The sequence below is a fragment of the Pseudomonas sp. yb_5 genome, from assembly GCF_043103865.1.
Lineage (GTDB): Bacteria > Pseudomonadota > Gammaproteobacteria > Pseudomonadales > Pseudomonadaceae > Aquipseudomonas > Aquipseudomonas putida_Y.
This window is the reverse complement of the sequence record NZ_JBICKE010000084.1, coordinates 145,670-161,497: the sequence shown is the minus strand read 5'-3', so window position 1 is coordinate 161,497 and position 15,828 is coordinate 145,670. Positions and strand designations below refer to the sequence as shown.

Here is a 15,828-nt window from a genome sequence, read left to right as displayed (position 1 = left end):
AAAAGTTGATGCGTCAATTGTTGACATGTGAATATTTGATCTATAGCTTGCGCACTCACCGATTACCCCGGTCTTTTTGGAATGGACGTCAAAGATGATGAGAACGACTGCCTCGGTGCTGGTGCGCCTGCGCTGGGGATTGCTGCTGGCCTTTCTTGTCGTGGCCGCGCTGGCCAGCCTGGGCAAGGACCGGCTCGGCTTCAGCACCGACTACCGTGACTACCTGGCCAAGGACAACCCCGAGCTGATGGCGCTCGAACAATTGCAGGCCACCTTCGACCGCTCAGACAACCTGTTCATCGTGCTGGCGCCTGCCTCCGGCGACGCCTTCGATGAACAATCCCTCGAGGCCCTGCGCTGGATCACCCGGCAAGCCTGGCAGACGCCCTACTCGGTGCGCGTCGACTCGCTGGCCAACTTCCAGCATATAGACGCCGACGCCGACAACATCCGCGTCGCCGACCTGGTCTCCGAGCAGGCCCGCCTGGAGCCTGCCGAGCGCGAGCGCATCCGCGCCGTGGCCCTGGCCGAGCCGCAACTGGTCGGCCGCCTGGTGTCGCAGGATGGCAAGGTCGCCGCGGTCAACGTCATCTACCATCTGGCCGGTGCGTCGCCGTTCGAGAACAGCGAGGTGGTGGGCTTTGCCCGTCAGCTCGCCGATCAGGCGCAGAGCCGCTACCCCGGCCTGAAGGTGCACCTGACTGGCATGGCCATGTACAACAATGCCTTCCTCGAGGCGGCCATGGGCGATGCGATCAACCTCACGCCGTGGGTCTACCTGGTCATCCTGGTCGCCGCGCTGGTCATGCTGCGCAGCGTGCTGGCCACGCTGGCGGCGGTGGCGGTGGTGTACCTGGCGATGAACAGTGCCGAAGGCATCGCCGGTTGGCTGGGCATGAGCCTGACCTCGCTGTCGGCCTCGGCGCCGCTGGTGGTGCTGATGATCGCGGTGGCGGACGTGGTGCATGTGCTGTCGGTGACGCTGAGCCATCTGCGCAAGGGCGAGTCGCGCCTGGTGGCGGTGCGCGAGGCGTTGCAGGAAACCGCCGTGCCGGTGACGGTGACCAGCATCACCACCGCCATCGCCTTCCTGTCGCTGAACTTCAGCGAGCTCCCGCCGTTCCGCGACCTGGGCAACATCGTTTCGATCGGCATCGGCATGGCCTGGCTGTATACCTTGTGCCTGCTGCCGGGGCTGGTGGCGTTGCTGCCACTGAAACCGGGCAAGGGCAGCGATCCGCTGGAGCGTGGCATGCGTCGCTTCGGCGGCTGGGTCCAGGCGCGCTCGCGGCTGCTGATGTGGCTGACCCTGCCGGTGGTGGTGGTGCTGGTGTCGCTGGCCGGGCGCAACGAGCTCAACGACCAGTACCTGCGCTGGTTCAGCCCGGACACCGCGTTTCGCCAGGCCAACGACTTCACCGAGCACAACCTTACCGGCCTCTACACCATCGAATACGCCCTGCGCTCGCGTTCCAACGCTGGTGTCAGCGACCCGCGCTTCCTCGCCGATGTCGACGCCTTCGCCGGCTGGCTGCGCCAGCAGCCCGAAGTGGCGCACGTGGGCACCCTGTCGGATGTGGTCAAGCGCATCAACCGCAGCCTGACCACCGGCGAGGCGGATGCCTACCGTCTGCCGGCCAACACCGAAATCGCGGCCCAGAGCCTGTTGTTGTACGAACAGTCGCTGCCCTACGGGCTCGACCTGAACAACCAGATCGATGTCGGCCGTGGCACCACCCGGACCGTGGTCGCGCTGCACGAGCTGAGCACGCGGCAGATGCTGGCCTTCGAGCGCCGCTCGATGGACTGGCTGCAGGCCAACGCCTCGATGCTGACCGCCAAGGCAGCCAGCACCACGCTGATCTTCGCCCACATCGGCCAGCGCAACGTCGAAAGCATGATGTGGGGCATCGCCAGCTCGGCGCTGGTGGTGGCGCTGCTGCTGATGGTGCTGTTCCGTTCCTGGAAGCTCGGCCTGCTGTCGCTGGTGCCGAACATCATTCCGGTGGCCATGGTGCTGGGCATCTGGTGGCTGTTCGTTGGCCAGGTCGGCTTCTCCGTCGCCATAGTCGCGTCGATGACGCTCGGCGTGGTGGTCGATGACACCATCCACTTCATGTATGCGGTGCTGCAACGCACCCGCGAAGAAGGGCGCAGCGTCGCCGAGGCGGTGGTCGATGCCTTCGGCAGTACCGCGCCGGCCTTGCTGGTGACCACGCTGACCCTGACCGCCGGCTTCCTGGTACTAGCCCTGTCGGACTTCGCCTTGAACCGGGAGATGGGGCTGATGACCGCCCTGACCCTGGTGATCGCCCTGCTGGCGGACTTCTTCCTGTTGCCACGGCTGCTTGAACTGACTCTGGAGAAAAAACGTGAAGGGACTGAAACAATTGAAGCTACTGGTCAGCCTGCTCTGCCTCGTTGATGCGGGCGCGGCGTTGGCCGATGAGCGTGGCCTGCAGATTGCCCAGGAGGCGGATCGCCGCAACACGGGCTGGCAGGACATGGCGGCCGAACTGCAGATGGAACTGCGCAATGCCTACGGTGCGACCAGCAGTCGTGAGCTGGAGGTGCAGTTTCTCGAAGTGCAGGGCGATGGCGACAAGAGCATGGCGCGGTTTCTCAGCCCGGCGGATGTGCGCGGCACGACCCTGCTGACCCACGCCCACAGCTTGCAGTCGGACGATCAGTGGCAGTACTTCCCGTCGCTGCGCCGGGTCAAGCGTATCGCCTCGGAGAACAAGTCCGGGCCGTTCATGGGCAGCGAGTTCGCCTATGAGGACATGGCCAGCTGGGAGCTGGACAAGTACAGCTACGAGTACTTGGGCGACGAGGAAGTCGAAGGGCAGCAGGCGTACCGCTTGCAGATGGTGCCGGCGTATCCGCGCTCGGGCTACACGCGTCAGGTAACCTGGCTGGACAAGGCGCATTACCGGCCTCTGAAAGTCGAGTACTACGACCGCAAGAACGCGCTGCTCAAGACCCAGACCTACCAGGACTACCAGGTCTATGGCGAGCGCTACTGGCGCGCCGGACAGATGCGCATGGTCAATCACCAGACCGGCAAACAGACGCTGATGCGCTGGAGCAACTATCGCTTCGGCAACGGCTACGACGCGCTGACCTTCGACAGAAGCAGCCTGGAAGCCCGGCGCTGACAGGCACGGAGAAAGGACATGGACTTCAAGGATTATTTCGATCAGGCACTGTGCCAGGAGCTGGGTCAGCGCGCCGCGGTCCTAGCGCCGGGCTTCGACGCCCAGCGTTACCAGGCAGCCCTGCCGACCGAGCTGCAAGGCCTGGAAATGAAAGCCCGGGTACGGGCGTTGGCCGAGGCGCTGTGGCACGGGCTGGGGCTGCCGTTCGGCGAGGCCGTGGCCGTGCTCACGGGCATGCTCGATGCCGTGCCCCAGGCGCGCCTGGGGCGCATGAGCGGGTTCCCGGTGTGGGTCATCGCCGATATCGTCGAGACCCGTGGCCTGGACGATTTCGAGCTAGCGATGCAGGCCATTCACAAGGTGACCCGACACTTCACCAGCGAGTTCGCCATTCGCCCGTACCTAGTGGCCTACCCGCGGCAGACCCTGGCGGTGCTGGCCGGCTGGCTGGACGATGACAGCGCCGACGTGCGCCGGCTGGTCAGCGAGGGCACTCGACCGCGCCTGCCTTGGGCTTCGCGCGTGCCTTCTCTGCTGTTCGATCCGACGCCGATCCTGCCGCTGCTTGAACGCCTGCGCGACGATCCCAGCCTTTATGTGCGGCGTTCGGTGGCCAACAACCTCAACGACATCAGCAAGGATCATCCCGCGTTGGTGGTCGAGCTGCTCAGCCGCTGGAAAGCAGAGCTGCCGAGCGAGCAGGGGCAGTGGATGGTACGCCACGCCGCGCGCACCCTGACGCGCCAGGGCAACACCGCGGCCCTTGAGCTGCTTGGCTATTCGCGCACGGCACCGGTCAAGGTCAAGCGTTTCGAGGTCAGTCCGCCGCGCATCGTGGCCGGCCAGAGCATCACGCTGGACTGCGATATCCAGGTCGAAGGGGTGGGCGAGCATGGCCTGATGGTCGACTACGTCATCCTCGCCCCCGGTGCCCGCGGGCAGACCAATCGCCGCGTGTTCAAGTGGAGCAAGCGCAAGAAGCAGGCCCAGGGCAGCGTACGCCTGCAGCGCGAGCATGGCATCGCCACCAACCAGGTGCGTAGTTATTACCCCGGTGCGCATCAGATACAGCTGATAGTCAATGGACAGGTACTGGCCGAAGGTACCTTCGAACTGGGCACCTGAATTCGCGTCCCTCGAAACAAGGAGGTTTTACCCATGCAAACGGCATTCGACACGAACGTCGCCCAGGATCCGGTGAACATGGCGCTTTACGGCTTCATGGGCAGCGGCATCCTGTTCCATGGTCATCGTCTTGGCCTGTATCGCGAGCTGGCGGCGGCCCCCGGCGGCGTTGCACTGGACACGCTGGCGCAGCGCTTGGGCCTTGACCAGGACACCCTGCGTCGCGTGCTCGGTGGCGCCATGGCCTGGAACCTGGTCGGTCAGGGCGCGCACGGCTATGTCCTGACATCCGGCGCCCAGCGCTCGCTGGATCCGGCGTCACCTCAGTACCTGGGACCGCTGCTGGAGCATTTCGCCGACAACACCCAGCCGCTGTTCGAGCACCTGGACACGGCGCTTGCCAGCGGCCAGGCGCAATGGTCGCAACTGGCCCAGGAAGCCCAGGCGCCGTTCGACTACCTGGAGGCCGAGGAGCGTGGCAGCGCGTTTCATGACGCCATGTGGAGCCTCAGCCACCAACCTTCCGAAGAGCTCGTAGGGCTTGGCCTGCTCGATGGCGTCGACAGCATCGTCGACCTAGGCGGCGGCGTCGGGGCCTTCGCCATCGCCGCGGCTCGCCGTCACCCCGGATTGCGCGCGACGGTGTTCGACCTTCCCGCCGTCGAGCGCCATTGCCTGGCGCGTGTCGAAGGCATGGAACTGCTCGGTCGGGTCGGTTTCGTGGCCGGCGATTTCTGGGACAGCCCGTTGCCCGAGGCCCAGGCCTATGCCTTGGGCTTCATTCTCTCGGACTGGGACGATGAGCAGTCGCTCGCCCTGTTGCGCCGGGTGCGCGAAGCCTTGCCGGAGAGCGGTCGGGTGCTGGTGCTCGACCGCCTGCTCGAGGCCTCGGGCGCGGCGCCCTTCAATGCCGTGATGCAGGACCTAGCCATGCTGCTGGAAACCGGTGGCCGGCACCGTACCGCCGAGCAGTTCGAGGCGCTGCTGCGCGCCGCCGGCTTCAGCAGGACCCAGGTAACCCGCAGCAGCGGCGAAAAGCATGCGGTGATCGGCTTCGTATAGCCCACCGGGGGCCTTGAGCCCGATGCGTACAACAACACGTCAACACTGACTTAACGATTCGATGAGCGCGCACAGCTTTCGCCAACCGGCGATGGCTGAGCAACGCCGCGTGCCCGTCATTCACAGTCCGTCGATAAATGGAGTTTTCGAAATGCCTGATTCGAGGATGTATGGATACCTGGTGATCGGTGCTGGCCCGGCCGGCTTGCAGGCCGGCTACTGCCTGCAGGAACAGGGCTGCGATTACCTGATACTCGAAAGTGGCCAAGCGCCAGGAACAAGCTTCGAGCGCTTCCCCCGGCACCGCAAGCTGATTTCCATCAACAAGGTCCACACCGGCTACGACGACCCGGAAATCAACCTGCGCTGGGACTGGAACTCGCTGCTCAGCGACGAGCAGCCGAGCCTGCGTTTCCCGGACTTCAGCCGCCGCTACTTCCCCGACGCCGATGACATGCCCCGTTACCTCAAGGGCTTCGCTGAGCAGCACCAGTTGAACGTGCGCAGCGGCTGCACCGTGACCAACGTCAAGCGTGACGGGCACTTCATCGTCACCTTGGGCGACGGCGAGCAGCTGCATGCGCGTGTGCTGATCGTGGCGACCGGCGTGCACCTGGGCTGGCTGCCGGCCATCGAGGGCATCGAGCACGCCGAGCATTACGCCGACATGGATGTCGACCCCGAGCCACTGACCAACAAGAAAGTGCTGATCCTAGGCAAGGGCAACTCGGCGTTCGAGACCGCCGATGCGCTGATCGAGCACGCCGCGATGATTCACGTGGCCAGCCCCAACCCGCTGCGCATGGCCTGGTCGACCCACTATGTGGGCCATGTCCGGGCGGTCAACAACAACCTGCTCGATACCTACCAGCTCAAGTCGCAGAACGCCGTGCTCGATGCTCAGTTGCAGCGCATCGAGCGCGACGGCGAGCGCTACAAAGCGTGGTTCGCCTACCAGCACGCCGAGGGCGAGCAGGAAATGATCGAGTACGACCGGGTCATCGCCTGCACTGGCTTCCGCTTTGACGATTCGCTGTTCGACGACAGCTGCCGCCCGCAGCTGTGCACCCAGGGCCGGCTGCCGGTGCAGAGCGCCGACTGGCAGTCCGCCAACGTGCCGGACCTGTATTTCGCCGGCACCCTCATGCAGTACCTGGACTACAAGAAGTACATGTCCGGCTTCATCCATGGTTTCCGCTACAACGTGCGCACCCTGTGCCGCCTGCTGCATGAGCGCTACGAAGGCATCGCTCTGCCACGCCAGACGCTGGCGTTGCAGGCCGAGGCGCTGTGCGAGCGCTTGCTGGCGCGAATCAACCGCTCCTCGGCGATCTGGCAGCAACCGGGCTACCTGCAGGACGTGGCGGTGCTCGACCGCAAGGAGCGGACGCTGACCTGCTTCGAGGAACTGACCATGCTCCAGGTCGCCGAACGCTTCGCCGGGCAGGAGTACCTCACCCTGACCCTGGAATTCGGTCAGCGCAAGTTCGACAACCCGTTCAACGTCGAACGCGTCGGCCGGGAAAACGTCAAGCGCGCCGAGGACTCCAACTTCCTCCATCCGATCGTGCGCCATTACCAGGACGGCAAGCTGCTGGCCGAACACCACGTGATCGAGGACCTAGCCGCCGAATGGCGCGAGCCCGAGCATGTCGAGCCGCTGCTGGCGTTCCTCGACCAGCGCCTGCACGCCAGTGTCGCCCCTCACTACATGTCCCTATTCCAGACCATTCCGACATTTTGAAAAAGGACTTTTGAAATGAACTTCGTTGACTTTCACATACATGCCGGCAAGTTCGCCCTGCTGCGCGACGACATCCAGGGCTTGCTGACCAAGTTTCCTTTCGAGCCGGGTGTCGACGTGCGCCAGATATTCTCCGACCCGGCCGCGCTCAAGGCTTACCTGCAAGGCTGTGGCGTGGTGCGCGCGGTGATCCTGGCCGAGTGCGGACCGGGCACCAACTTCTCCATCGATAGCGAGCTGATTCTCGAGTTCTGCGGCAACGATCCGTTCTTCGTGCCGTTCGGCAACATCAACCCCAACCATCATCCCGACCCGCTCGCCGAATGGCACAAGGACCATGCGCGCGGCATCAAGGGCTACAAGTTCTACCCGGCCGACCACGACTTCGACCCGTACCTGGATTCGATGATGGCGGTTTACGAGAAATGCGCCGAAGCCGGCCAGCCGATTATGTACCACACCGGGCTGACCGCCCAGCGCGACACCGAGCAGAAATACATTCGCCCCAGCGACTATCGCCGCCTGGTGGAAACCTTCCCGACGCTGAACGTGGTGTTCGCCCATGGCGGCAAGCCGACCTGGTACGACGAAGCCGTGGAAATGGCCGAGCGTTATCCGGGGGTCTACCTCGATACCGCGCTGGTGCCGCCGGAGTTGCTGGCGGACTGGCTGCGCGAACGGCCGCAGATTCATCACAAGGTGCTGTTCGGTTCGGACCTGCCGGTCAGCGGCAGCTACTCGGCGGTGTGCCAGCGCATTCTCGGCGCCGGGCTGGACGAGCAGGTACTGCGTGCCGTGCTGCAGGACAACGCCAACCGTTTGCTGGGCTAGGGGGCGAGCATGTACGAGGCCTACTATCCGCTGACCTATTACTTCTATCCGTTGCTCGGCGATGCGGTGCATGCCCGACTGCCGGGCGTGTTCCAGCAACCGGTGGCGGCCGGCGTGGAAACCCTGCTCTACGTGCACATACCCTACTGTCAGGACATGTGCCGTTTCTGCCCGTTCCACGTGCGCGTGGACAAGGACACCTCGGTCTACGAGCGTTACACCCAGGCGCTGTGCCGTGACATTCGCAACGAGGCGGCGAGCGTGCGTGGCCAGTCCTCGACGCTGCGCGCCATCTACTTCGGTGGCGGCTCGCCCTCGGTGCTGTCGCCCGGGCAGCTGCAACGCATCATGGATACCATCAGCCAGAGTTTCACCATCGACCCGCAGGCCGAATGGACTTTCGAGGGCGAGCCGAAGACCCTCGGCGACCCTCATCGCCTGGAGGTGCTCAAGGCCAATGGCGTGCAGCGTATCAGCTTCGGCCTGCAGACTTATGAGCAGTCGCTGCGCGACCACTTCAATATCGCCGCGACGCTGGACGACGTGGCCAATGTGCGCGATCAGGGGCGGCGTTTCGGCTTCGACGAGATCAACGTCGACATGATGTACAACCTGCCAGGGCAGACCCTGGTGTCGCTGGAGCGTGACCTGGCACGGCTGATCGACGACGGCTTCGACAGCGTCGACTACTACAACCTGCACTACTTCGCCTTCCCGCCCAAGTTCAAGCGCCAGATGGAGGAGGGCAGCATTCCGCCCAAGCCCAGCGATACCTTGATGCTGGCGATGTTCGAACAGTTGCGCCACCGCCTGGCCGAGTCGGGCTACCGCAACGTCGCCGACCAGATCTACAGCCGCAAGGATCGGGTGTGCGAGTACTTCCGCCTGTTGTGGGGCGGCGGTGGTGGCGAGCACCGCGCCGAGACGCTGGCGGTCGGCTCCTCGGCGCGCGGCTACGTCGATGGTTTCAGTTACATGAAGCAAAGCAACGTCAACCGCTACATGGAGGCGATCGAGCAAGGGCTGCCGAGCATCGAGAAGAGCTCGCTGGCGCTGGATCGTCCGGAAAACCGTGGTGCGGTGATGTTTCCCAAGTTCCTGCGACTGGACAAGGCCCACCACCAGGCGCTGCAGACCATCGACCCGCGGTTGCTGGAGCGCTGGGTCGAGCACGGCCTGCTGGCCGACGATGAGCACGCCTACGAGATCTCCCAGCGAGGTCGGCTGTGGACCAACAACATGACCACCGACCTGTTCGAGGCCACCCAGCGCCAGGTCGGCGGGCAAGTGCTGACGCTGCTCGAACACCGCCCGGGCGCCCGCACGGGGTCCTTCTGAGGAGAGTTGCCATGAAGGGAAAACGCATTGGCGTGATTCACGCCTATCCCGGTCGACGCCTGCTCGATGGCCTAGGCGCAGCGGGCTTGCGCGTGGTGCTGATCGGCAACGGCGAGACGTGGCGTGAGCACCCTGCCGTAGAAGCGGTGCTGAGTGTGCCGCTGTGGCCGGTCGAGGGGTTGTTCGATGCCGTTCGCGGCTACCACGCGCGGCAGCCGTTCGATGCTTTACTACCGGTCAACGAAGGCACCGTGCTTGCGACGGCGCAGTTGGCCGAGCAGTTGGGCTTGGCGGGCATGCCGGTGGGCACGGCGGTCGCCAGCCGTAACAAGTACCTGGCGGCGCTGCTCTGGGAGGCTCAGGGCATCGCCGTGCCGCCGACCCTGCCCCTGGATGCGCACACGCCGTGGGCACGAGTGCGCGAGCAGTTGGGCGAGCGCGTGGTGATCAAGCTCTGTGACTCGATGAACAGCCAGGGGGTCATCGCTGTCGCTGACGAGCGGCAGTACCAGGTGGCGCTGGCCAGGCTCGACGGCCTCATCGCGCAGTCCATCGCGGTCGATCCGCTCAAGGATCGCAACCGCTTCGCCTACGGTCACGGCAGCCTGCGCATGATTGCCCAGGCATACTGCGAAGGGCGCGAGTTCGGCATCGACGTGCTGCTGCAGGCTGACGGCGAGGACCTGGTGCTGGCGGTACTGGAGAAGGAAGGCGGACATGGGCCGTATTTCGCCGAATCGGCATCGGTCTGGCCGACCTCCGGCATTCGTGACGAGGAACGCCAGCTGGGCGCGCTGGCGATCCGTGCGGCGCGGGGGCTGGGGCTGACCCAGGGCGCCGCGCATGTCGAGATCCGTTACCGGCAGGGCGTGCCCTGCGTACTGGAGGCGGGGTTGCGGCCAGGCGGCGGCTTCACTGTGCAGGTGATCGACCGCCTTGCCGGGCTGGACGTGCATGCCGCCCAGGCCGGGCAGTTGCTCGGCCTGCCGGCCTTGCCGGCCCTGGTGCCGCCCCGAGGCGCGGTACTGTTCGGTGGCGTGGTGATCGAGCGCAGCGGCGTGCTGCGCGAGGTCGAGGGACTGGAGGTGTTCGACGACATGCAGGGGCTGTGTGAGCGGATCATCCTGGCCGAGCCCGGTGACTGGGTACAGGCGATGCCCGACTCGGCGCAGCCGCACTACTGCTATTACCTGATCGCCGGTGAGGATCGGCAGGCTGTGCTGGAGCGGCACATGCGCATCCAGCGTCAGATCCGTCTGCACGTCGAGACCTTGGAGGTGGGAGTATGATTGACCCCTTGCAGCATGAGCGCTCGCAGGTGCTGTTGAGCGCCGGGCGCCAGGTGCTGGAACTGTTCGCTGACATGCAGGCCACGCCGGAGCGCTTCCCGCTCTGGCACGCGCACGACGCCATCGCCGAGCGGGTCGACGCGCCACAACCGCTGACCGCCGACGGCCAACCGCTGGGCGACACCCTGGCGGCGGCCATTGAGCTGATGAGCGCAGGGCTGTGTAATGTCAGCCACCCGAAGTATTTCGGCTACATCTCGCCCAAGCCGCACCCCGCCACCGTGCTCGGCGACCTGCTCGGCAGCGCGCTGAACCAGACTCCGGGCGCCTGGCGCGCGGGGCCGAGCGCGACGATGATCGAAGCGGAGGTGCTGCACGCGTTGCGCGGGCTATTCGACCTGCCGCCGGTGCAGGGCCGCCTGCCGGGTGGAATCTTCACTGGTGGCGGGACCCTGGCCAACCTGATCGGCCTCAAGCTGGCACGCGAGCACTGGCAGGCTCGCGTCGGACGTGACATACCGTTTTCTCGGGCGCGGGTGTACATGTCGCGCGAAGGGCACTTCTCGGTGGCCAAGGCCCTGGATGTGCTCGGCTTCGATCCGCAGGTGCTGGTCTCGGTGGAAGTCGACAGCCAGGGGGCGCTGCAGGTCGGTGCCTTGACCGCACAACTGGCCGCGGACATCGCCCAGGGCCTGAGCCCGATGTGCGTGATCGGCATGCTGGGCACCACCGCCACTGGCGCGATCGACCCTTTGCAGGCGATTGCCGACTGTGCTCGCCAGCATGACCTGTGGTTCCACGTCGATGCCGCCGCTGGCCTGGCCCTGGCCGCCTTGCCCGAGGCCAGGGCCATGATGCGCGGCCTGCGCGAGGCCGACTCGATCACCTTCGACCCCTGCAAGTGGATGTTCGCCGCCTTCGGCGTGGGCTGCCTGCTGGTGCGCAACGGCGAGCTGCTGGCCGGCAGCTTCTGGTCGGGCGGGCCGTACTGGGAAGAGAAGGGCGAGCTCGACACCTTCAAGATGAACCTGTACGGCACCCGCCAGTTTCGCTCCCTGGGCCTGTGGTGTCTCCTGCGCCACCTCGGCGAACAGGGCTACCGCCAGGCGTTGCGCGGCATGACCGCCGCCGCCGCCAGCCTGCGCGAGCAGGTGCGGGCTGATACTCGCTACAGCTTGGTGCCGGACCAAGGACTGATGCCGGTCCTGGCGTTTCGCCCGCGGGCGGCCAGCGACCAGCAGGTCCGGCAGTTGGTGGAGCTCTGCCAGCAACGTGACCTAGGCTACCCCAGCCTTCTGGATTGGCAAGGGCGCCAGTACCTGCGGGTCGCGGTCAGCAACCCAGACACTGGTGTGGCGCACATGCACGCCTTCAAACAAAGCCTCGACGGGCTACTGGGCGAACTCGCCCTTCTTTCGGACCATGAGGTCCAGCCATGAATCATCACGAACAGCAACTGGTCACGCTCCTGGGGGCTTTGGCGATCATCATCGTCTGCAGCCAGCTGGCGGGGCGACTGGCGCAGCGTCACGGCCAGCCTTTCGCGGTCGGTGAGATCGCCGGCGGCATCGCGCTCGGCACCTTGATGGGCGTGTTCTGGCCCGATGGCGGGACGCTTCTGCACGGCTCGGTGGGCGGCATTCTCACGGCGATCTCGCAGCTGGGCATCATCCTGATGATGTTCCAGATCGGCATGGAGTTCGACTTCGGCCTGCTGCGCGAGCGCCGACTGAAGCGTGCCCTGGGCTGGATCACCGTGCTGGGCATCCCCCTGCCTTATCTGGCCGGGATGGCCTGCGGGTATCTCTATACTCAGTACCAGCCGGTGGAGAACGTGACCGGGCTGATGCTGGTGTGCGGCATTTCCTTCTCCATCACGGCCCTGCCTATTCTCGGTCGCATCCTGCTCGAGCGCGGCATGGCGCGCAGCGAGACCGGGGTGACCGCCATCGCGGCCGCCGGCATCAACGACCTGATCGGCTGGATTGCGCTGGGGCTGGTCATCGTGGTGTGCGCTGGCGAAGGCTTCACCGCCACGCTGTTGAAAGTGGGCGCGGTCGGCCTGTTCCTAGGCCTGTTCTATCGCGGGGTGGCGCCCTGGCTGAACCGTTGGCTGCAGCGTGAGTCGCCTGCGGGCGAGGGGTTAAGCGATATGCGATTCGGCCTGGTGGTCGCCACGGTCTTCGTCATGGCGATCATCACCGCATGTCTGGGCGTGTTCGCCATCGTCGGCGGTTTCCTGCTCGGCACCGCGCTGTACCGCTGTGATGTACTACGCGAGCAGTGGGATCTGCGCATGCGCCCGCTGGTCAATATCGTCATGGTGCCTGTGTTCTTCTTCTACACCGGCATGAAGATCGACCTGGGCACCCTCGGCACGGTCGATGATCTGCTCTGGTGTCTGTTCTGGGTGTTCTGCGCCTGTGCCAGCAAAGGCCTGAGCTGCGCGCTGGCCGCCCGGCTGGCGGGCATGGCGGGGCGTGAGGCGTTGAAGATTGGGGTGTTGCTCAATACCCGGGCGCTGATGGAGTTGGTGGTGCTGAACATCGCCCATGAGCTGGGCCTGATGCCGGCGCAGCTGTTCTCGATCCTGGTGATCATGGCGCTGTTCTCTACCCTGATCACCGCGCCATTGCTCAACCTGCTGCAACGACGTGAGGCACGAGTTGCGCAGGGCACTGTGCAGATGGCGGTGCGCTTAGGGCTAGACTGAACATTAGCGTGGAGCGGTTTCGTGAAGCGGGGGTGCGTGCCTAGTACCGGCTTTGCCTGTGCTCGCAGACCTCCAGGAGCTGACCCTGGCTTCTTGGGCAAATCCATTTCTTCTGCTGCGTATCTGCACCCACGTGCCCCGTCACCTGCATTCGATCTGACCGACCTTCCGCATGGCTAAGGGGCGAAAGCCAATCTCCAGTACCTGTGGTCGAAGCCCGCTGCCTGCGCGCATCGGAGCGCCCCTTCAGCCTGTGACAATCTTTATTATTTACAATTGAGGCCGACTTTCGGGTTTTGCCCCGTTTGTGACATTCTTTATTTCGTTGAGGCTTGTCGAGGCGTTCGTTGCAGCCCGCTAAATCCAAGGGAGTCTGTGACAACCTTTATTATCGAGACACACTTTTAGATTTAGGGAATTAAACCTGTCGCAGGAGGCGGTGAGTCGACCCCGCCGCCGCCTGCAATGCTCCTGCTCCTTAAAGTTGCCTCACTCGTTCGACGCTGGCTTTTGGGCAATGACGTCAAAGCGATGCCAATGCTTCGTGCCTCGCATGCTGGGCCCATCATATTCATGGATTTTGAACGCCTTCAAGCTAAGGTCTTGGAATAGCACACGGGCTTCTGACTCAGAGTGAAAGGTCCTCTCCGGGTCGGATGCCCAATCATCCTTGTCACCGAAGAGTTGGCCCACGAACACTCCTCCAGGGAGAAGTGCAGACGTCACAACTGACCAGAATTTTTCAAAGTGATCTGGATGACAAAATGGTAAGGCCATGCCTGCATGGATCAATGACGAGGGTGGCAAAGCCTCGATGCTTTCAAACCATTGGGTAGCTGTTTCTAGCTTTGCAGCAGGGTGATCCAGACCTATGGCGTGTACCATTTCGATTGCGGCCGGCTCTCGGTCGATAGCTAGAACATCCCAGCCAGCTTGAAGCAAAGCGCGAGTCTCATTGCCAGAGCCACAGCCCAGATCCACAGCTTTTCTAGAGTTTGTCTGAGTGCTCGCAAGTCCGATTGCTGTGTGAAGAAGCGATGATGCTGGGCGGTCTCTGTGGTGCTCGTAATACGTTGTCCACTTGAAAGACCCGCACGCGTCTTTGCATTGCATTCTTGTATCCTTCCCTGAGGTCGTAATCTTGTAAGCGTACGCCCAACTCACTTTGCGTAAGTCAGGCCGATACCCGCTGATGCGGCAGTTGCCCAATCTCACTGGCCCGCTGTGTCGGCAGCCGCGTCAGCACATCTTTGAGACAGGCATACGGATCATGCCCATTCATGCGCGCTGACTGGATCAGACTCATGATTGCAGCAGCTCGTTTGCCACTGCGCAGTGATCCGGCAAACAAGCCGTTCGAGCGACCGAGTACCCATGGCCGTAGCTGCTTCTCGACCTGTTGTTGCCGATGGGTACAGCCCCATCGTCCAGGTAGCGCGTCAGCGCTACCCGGCGTTTCACGCTTTATTCGAGGGTTTTGGTCGTGGCTGATCCGTTGGGTGCCAAGTCGCGTTGGGCCAACATCCAGTCGTGCAGTGTTTTGCTGATCGGTACCGCCATTTCCTGACGTATTCGCCAACGGTCTTCGATGGTCATGTCCCGAGCCTGGCGCTCAACCTCGTACAAACCGCCAATCGAGTGCAGCGCCTGTTCGGCCAACTGGCTTTTGTTCGCGACATGCAGGTCAAAGAACTTGCGGCGAGCATGAGCCCTGCAGCCGATTTCAGTGATGCCTTGCTCAAAACCGGCTTTGTAGCCGGCGAAGTCATCGCAGACCAACTTGCCGTTCCAGTCACCCAGAAAGTTGCGTGCGTGTTCGCCGGTACGGCTTGGTCTGAAGTCATAGATTACTGCCTTGAGCGCTGAAAACGGCGTCGTGGTGTAAGCCCAGACGTAGGTCCGGTGGGTTTTCTTCTCGCCTGGTGCGAGCATTTGCACGGGTGTTTCATCGGTGTGAATCACACCCTGGTTCAGCACCGCCTCATGCAGTGCATCGACCAGCGGCTGGAGCCGTACACCGGTTTGCCCGACCCACTGGGCCAAGGTCGAGCGAGCAATGGTCAGCCCGGCACAGCCACCTTTTCATGCACTTGCCGATTTGCTCTCGCCAGCCGTAATCAGCCAGTGGGATTGAGCAACTGCCACACTTGAATGAGCCCGACCAGGTGCACAAGGCCATACAACAAGCATATTGCCGAGCTGACCACGATGAAACGGCCACTGCGCCCGGTACCCGCCAGAGCAAAAGGGCCAAGTACGCCGCGTAACAGGTAGATCACGGTGATGGCGATCAGCGCAGGTCGTAACAAGGGCAATGGATCGACCACTCCGGCTCCTGACAAGGCATACAGGCCCCAGGTAGCGAGAACCAGGGCGATGCCCGCCGTTACTACCGCTGGATACCAACGCCCAGCCTGGGCCGCACGCACAAAACGCTCGCCAGCGCCGAACAGGCGATACCACGATGGCCCCACCAGGATTACCCCCACGTGCATGATCGACGCCAGCAGGCTAAGCCCCGCGGCCAGCAGCAAAGCGGTGTTGTAGTCATTCGACATATCATCTCTC

General features: G+C 63.8%; 12 protein-coding genes and 1 pseudogene. 10 read left to right on the top strand and 3 right to left on the bottom strand.

Annotated elements, in window-relative coordinates; translation table 11 throughout:
• Positions 1–94 precede the first annotated feature (94 nt).
• From ACF8GF_RS14535 to ACF8GF_RS14490, 10 genes are all read left to right on the top strand, one after another.
• Entirely contained in the window at positions 95–2,425 is a 2,331-nt protein-coding gene (locus tag ACF8GF_RS14535) for an RND family transporter (protein ID WP_392487805.1), read from the top strand.
• Positions 2,373–3,158, top strand: coding sequence for an outer membrane lipoprotein-sorting protein (locus tag ACF8GF_RS14530; protein ID WP_392487804.1), 786 nt, complete (start codon positions 2,373–2,375; stop codon positions 3,156–3,158). The genes ACF8GF_RS14535 and ACF8GF_RS14530 overlap by 53 nt, the downstream gene beginning before the upstream one ends.
• Before the next feature lie 18 nt (positions 3,159–3,176).
• Complete coding sequence (locus ACF8GF_RS14525) at positions 3,177–4,283, top strand: hypothetical protein (protein ID WP_392487803.1); 1,107 nt, start codon at positions 3,177–3,179, stop codon at positions 4,281–4,283.
• A gap of 33 nt (positions 4,284–4,316) precedes the next feature.
• Positions 4,317–5,345, top strand: coding sequence for a methyltransferase (locus ACF8GF_RS14520; protein ID WP_392487802.1), 1,029 nt, complete (start codon positions 4,317–4,319; stop codon positions 5,343–5,345).
• A gap of 151 nt (positions 5,346–5,496) precedes the next feature.
• Positions 5,497–7,089, top strand: a complete 1,593-nt coding sequence (locus ACF8GF_RS14515) for an NAD(P)-binding domain-containing protein (protein ID WP_392487801.1) — start codon at positions 5,497–5,499, stop codon at positions 7,087–7,089.
• Between the two features lie 15 nt (positions 7,090–7,104).
• On the top strand, positions 7,105–7,920 hold the full coding sequence (locus tag ACF8GF_RS14510) for an amidohydrolase family protein (protein ID WP_392487800.1): 816 nt from the start codon (positions 7,105–7,107) through the stop codon (positions 7,918–7,920).
• 9 nt (positions 7,921–7,929) lie between these two features.
• Entirely contained in the window at positions 7,930–9,258 is a 1,329-nt protein-coding gene (locus ACF8GF_RS14505; RefSeq protein ID WP_392487799.1) for a coproporphyrinogen-III oxidase family protein, read from the top strand.
• Positions 9,259–9,269: 11 nt separating this feature from the next.
• Entirely contained in the window at positions 9,270–10,547 is a 1,278-nt protein-coding gene (locus ACF8GF_RS14500) for an ATP-grasp domain-containing protein (RefSeq protein WP_392487798.1), read from the top strand.
• The gene (locus tag ACF8GF_RS14495; protein WP_392487797.1) at positions 10,544–11,986 is read left to right on the top strand and encodes a pyridoxal phosphate-dependent decarboxylase family protein; all 1,443 of its coding nucleotides are present in this window, start codon (positions 10,544–10,546) and stop codon (positions 11,984–11,986) included. Before ACF8GF_RS14500 ends, ACF8GF_RS14495 begins: the two co-directional genes overlap by 4 nt.
• Entirely contained in the window at positions 11,983–13,260 is a 1,278-nt protein-coding gene (locus ACF8GF_RS14490; protein WP_392487796.1) for a cation:proton antiporter, read from the top strand. The genes ACF8GF_RS14495 and ACF8GF_RS14490 overlap by 4 nt, the downstream gene beginning before the upstream one ends.
• Positions 13,261–13,749: 489 nt before the next feature.
• Here ACF8GF_RS14490 and ACF8GF_RS14485 read toward each other — a convergent pair whose 3' ends face one another.
• From ACF8GF_RS14485 to ACF8GF_RS14475, 3 genes and pseudogenes are all read right to left on the bottom strand, one after another.
• The gene (locus tag ACF8GF_RS14485; protein ID WP_252459811.1) at positions 13,750–14,373 is read right to left on the bottom strand and encodes a trans-aconitate 2-methyltransferase; all 624 of its coding nucleotides are present in this window, start codon (positions 14,371–14,373) and stop codon (positions 13,750–13,752) included.
• 61 nt (positions 14,374–14,434) lie between these two features.
• A pseudogene (gene tnpC / locus ACF8GF_RS14480) lies at positions 14,435–15,336 on the bottom strand (IS66 family transposase); the annotation flags it as partial.
• A 41-nt stretch (positions 15,337–15,377) separates the two neighbouring features.
• A complete protein-coding gene (locus tag ACF8GF_RS14475; RefSeq protein ID WP_176682953.1) occupies positions 15,378–15,818 on the bottom strand; it encodes a hypothetical protein in 441 nt (146 codons plus the stop codon).
• Positions 15,819–15,828: the final 10 nt, after the last annotated feature.

What these genes read in the sequence shown, in the direction of transcription:
- ACF8GF_RS14535 (WP_392487805.1), top strand. Translation starts at nt 95, where the DNA reads ATGATGAGAACGACTGCCTCGGTGCTGGTGCGCCTGCGCTGGGGATTG.
- ACF8GF_RS14525 (WP_392487803.1), top strand. Translation starts at nt 3,177, where the DNA reads ATGGACTTCAAGGATTATTTCGATCAGGCACTGTGCCAGGAGCTGGGT.
- ACF8GF_RS14520 (WP_392487802.1), top strand. Translation starts at nt 4,317, where the DNA reads ATGCAAACGGCATTCGACACGAACGTCGCCCAGGATCCGGTGAACATG.
- ACF8GF_RS14515 (WP_392487801.1), top strand. Translation starts at nt 5,497, where the DNA reads ATGCCTGATTCGAGGATGTATGGATACCTGGTGATCGGTGCTGGCCCG.
- ACF8GF_RS14510 (WP_392487800.1), top strand. Translation starts at nt 7,105, where the DNA reads ATGAACTTCGTTGACTTTCACATACATGCCGGCAAGTTCGCCCTGCTG.
- ACF8GF_RS14505 (WP_392487799.1), top strand. Translation starts at nt 7,930, where the DNA reads ATGTACGAGGCCTACTATCCGCTGACCTATTACTTCTATCCGTTGCTC.
- ACF8GF_RS14500 (WP_392487798.1), top strand. Translation starts at nt 9,270, where the DNA reads ATGAAGGGAAAACGCATTGGCGTGATTCACGCCTATCCCGGTCGACGC.
- ACF8GF_RS14495 (WP_392487797.1), top strand. Translation starts at nt 10,544, where the DNA reads ATGATTGACCCCTTGCAGCATGAGCGCTCGCAGGTGCTGTTGAGCGCC.
- ACF8GF_RS14490 (WP_392487796.1), top strand. Translation starts at nt 11,983, where the DNA reads ATGAATCATCACGAACAGCAACTGGTCACGCTCCTGGGGGCTTTGGCG.
- ACF8GF_RS14485 (WP_252459811.1), bottom strand. Translation starts at nt 14,373, where the DNA reads ATGCAATGCAAAGACGCGTGCGGGTCTTTCAAGTGGACAACGTATTAC.
- ACF8GF_RS14475 (WP_176682953.1), bottom strand. Translation starts at nt 15,818, where the DNA reads ATGTCGAATGACTACAACACCGCTTTGCTGCTGGCCGCGGGGCTTAGC.